Annotated in this window: 4 protein-coding genes; 2 read left to right on the plus strand and 2 right to left on the minus strand. The window is 72.4% G+C overall.

Annotation, left to right across the window (positions count from 1 at the left end; translation table 11 throughout):
- On the minus strand, positions 1-640 hold a 640-nt coding region (locus tag ACRX5W_RS22570), incomplete at its 3' end, for a DUF305 domain-containing protein (protein ID WP_436790074.1).
- Positions 641-736: 96 nt separating this feature from the next.
- Complete coding sequence (locus tag ACRX5W_RS22575; protein WP_436790075.1) at positions 737-1,210, minus strand: DUF6153 family protein; 474 nt, start codon at positions 1,208-1,210, stop codon at positions 737-739.
- Positions 1,211-1,467: 257 nt separating this feature from the next.
- Between ACRX5W_RS22575 and ACRX5W_RS22580 the strand changes: the two genes are divergently transcribed.
- Both ACRX5W_RS22580 and ACRX5W_RS22585 read left to right on the plus strand, forming a co-directional pair.
- Positions 1,468-1,914 carry a nitroreductase family deazaflavin-dependent oxidoreductase gene (locus ACRX5W_RS22580; protein ID WP_436790076.1) on the plus strand — a complete coding sequence of 149 codons (447 nt, stop codon included), beginning with the start codon at positions 1,468-1,470 and terminating at the stop codon, positions 1,912-1,914.
- A 313-nt stretch (positions 1,915-2,227) separates the two neighbouring features.
- Positions 2,228-2,746, plus strand: a complete 519-nt coding sequence (locus tag ACRX5W_RS22585; protein ID WP_436790077.1) for a hypothetical protein — start codon at positions 2,228-2,230, stop codon at positions 2,744-2,746.
- Positions 2,747-2,791 lie beyond the last annotated feature (45 nt).

Here is a 2,791-nt window from a genome sequence, read left to right on the forward strand (position 1 = left end):
GGGTGTTCGGGGCGGGCGAGGCTGTGCCCGCGGCGGTGTCGAGGAGTTGCCTCATGTGTTGTACTTCGGCGGCCTGAGAGGTCTTGATCTGCTCGGCGAGGGTACGTGCGTCGGGGTGGGTGCCCTGGGCGAGTTCGGTCTCGGCCATGGCGATCGCGCCGTTGTGGTGGGCGATCATCAGGGTCAGGAACAACCTGTCGAATTCGGCGCCTTGGGCGTTGTCGAGCGCGGCTGTCTCGGCGTCGGACATCATGCCGGCGCCGTGGTTCATGCCGCCGGGTGCCGTGGCGGGTCGTCCCCAGGCGGTGAGCCATTCCTTCATCCGGGCGATCTCGGGGGCCTGGGCGGCTTCGATCGCGGCGGCGAGTTTCCTCACCTCGGGGTTGGATGCCTTGGCGGGGGCCTCTTTGGCCATCTCGATGGCCTGTTCGTGGTGGGGGATCATCATCTGCGCGAACATCACGTCCGCGTCGTTGAACGCGGCGGCCGGTTGTGCGGACCCGCCGGGCGTGGTCGGCGCGCTCGCGGCGGGGGTTCCCGTGTCGGTGTCGGAGCCGTTGTCGTCGCCGCACGCGGCGAGGACGAGGGCGGCGGACACGGCCGCCACGGCCAGGGCAAGGGTGCGGGGCAGTCGTTGCATGGTGGATCTCCTGAAGGTGCCCAGGCGCACGTGTGCGGGCCCGGGGAAGCGAAAGTCGGCGCGACGGCGCGGGTCGACGACCCGCGGGAGGTCGGCCTATATGCGCAGCACCTGCAGAAGAATCGGTTCGGGAGGCCGGGGCGGGGACCGTCCGGCGGCGCACCGCGAACTCCCGGCGCGCAGTCGGCCGGGGCCGGGGCGGCGGCGTGCGGCTGCCGCGGCGAGGGCGGCCAGAGCCATGCCGAGGCCGACGAGAAGGACGGCCAGGCAGAGCGACATAGGGTCGGTGCCGTGGCCGGAGCCGTGGTGGTCCGGTGGCGGGCAGTGCCCCTGCGGACAGCCGGTCTCCCGGTCGAGGGCGGGTCCACCCATCGCGGGGTCTGCGGGGTGGGCCGCCTGCTTCTCGGCGGCGGAGATGTCGGCGGGAGCGGCCACGGCTTCGTGGGGGTGCCCGACGGTGTGCATGCCCGCCACCCCGGTGGCCAGCACGATCAGCAGCAGAAGGCGGACGACGGTACGGCCGACGGGGCCGGACTCCCCGGCGGCCCGCGAGCTCGGCCGTGTACCCACGAACTCCCCCTCCCGGTAGATCGCCGCCGTCGGCTCCTCGGCTTGCCCGATGAATCATCGCAGGCGCGCGGCCCCCCGGCACCCCGGTCGTCGGCCGTCCGCGCCGCGGCCGGTGGGGTCTTCGACACCAACGGTCGAGAATGGCGGCACCGGCCCAGGCCAGGGGCTTAGATTGCCCTGGGCGCCGGGTGGCCCGGCGCCTGCCCGGCATCAGTGTCGGGCGTCGTCGACGACCGGACGATTGGACGGGACGCGCCATGCCCCTGGAAGGCGAGTACGAGCCGAGTCCGCAGGACTGGGTGCGCAAGCAGGTCGAGCGGTACGAGAGCTCGGGTGGGACGAAGGGCACCACGATAAGGGGTCTGCCGGTCGTCGTGGTCACGAGCCGCGGCGCGAAGTCCGGCAAGCTGCGCAAGTCCCCGGTGATGCGGGTCGAGCACGACGGTGTCTACGCGGTCGTCGCCTCCCTCGGTGGCTCACCGCGACATCCGCTCTGGTACCACAACATCGTGGCCGACCCCCGCGTCGAACTCCAGGACGGGCCGGTGCGCCAGGACATGCTGGCCCGGGAGATCACCGGCGAGGAGAAGGCGCAGTGGTGGGAGCGCGCGGTGGCCGCGTACCCGGACTACGCCGATTACCAGAAGAAGACCGATCGCGAGATCCCGGTGTTCCTGCTGGAGCCGGTTCCCGGCGGGCACTGACCAAGGGCGCTTCCGGCGGCAACAGAGCAGGCACTCGAAGATGAGCGGCGGGCTCCCGCCTGTGCTTGCCGGCCGCCGGAAGTGACCTGTCCTTTACGCGAGTTCGGCCGGAGCGGTGCTGTGCGGCCCCTCGACCGGTGCGGTGCGAGCGGGTGCGTGCCCGTTCGGTTCGGGGGCAACGCACCAGGCCGGGGCGCTCGTTCGGCCGTCCGGGGGCCCGTGGCGTGGCGAACTCCCCTGCGGAGTACGGTCGTGTCCGTGCCGTCGGCACCGGCGGCGCGTGCAGCGAACGGCGCGAGCGTGAACGAGGCCCATGACGAACGCACTTCTCCAGCCCGAGTACTGGCTCGTGATCGGCCTGGCGTGGCCCGACGGGTCCGCGCCGACGCGTGACGCCGCCTTCGCGGTGGCACCGCCCTTGATCCCGCGAGCCAGGGTCAGTTCGGACGCGCGCGACATCCTCGCGGTGGCCGACGCGTACCAGCGCGCTCTCCCCGGCCGGGTTCTGTTGTTCAGCGACCTCACGCGGTGGCTGGCCGGCAACGACAGCAACTGGGCGGCCCGCGGCACCGATTGGGAGGCCGCGATCGACGAACTCACCGAGCGCAACCCGGCCCCGGGCATGTACGTCCGGATCAGCCAGCGTGCGCACATCGTCATCTGCGATGCCACGCGCGAGGGCATGACGCTGCATTACGCCGACGGCGGCAGCGAGCGGCTGCGTCCCGAGGAGCGCGTGCTGGTCCGCGAAGCGCTGGCGGACCGGTTGAGCGAGGACTGGCCGCGGTACGTCGCGGAACTCACCGACTCCGGCGGCTTCGACGAGGCGTGACCGCGGCAGAGAAGCCGGTGCGGGGGGGGGGGGGGGGGGGAGGGG

Source organism: Yinghuangia sp. YIM S10712, assembly GCF_051388935.1.
Classification (GTDB): Bacteria; Actinomycetota; Actinomycetes; order Streptomycetales; family Streptomycetaceae; genus Yinghuangia.

What these genes read in the sequence shown, in the direction of transcription:
- ACRX5W_RS22580 (WP_436790076.1), top strand. Translation starts at nt 1,468, where the DNA reads ATGCCCCTGGAAGGCGAGTACGAGCCGAGTCCGCAGGACTGGGTGCGC.
- ACRX5W_RS22585 (WP_436790077.1), top strand. Translation starts at nt 2,228, where the DNA reads ATGACGAACGCACTTCTCCAGCCCGAGTACTGGCTCGTGATCGGCCTG.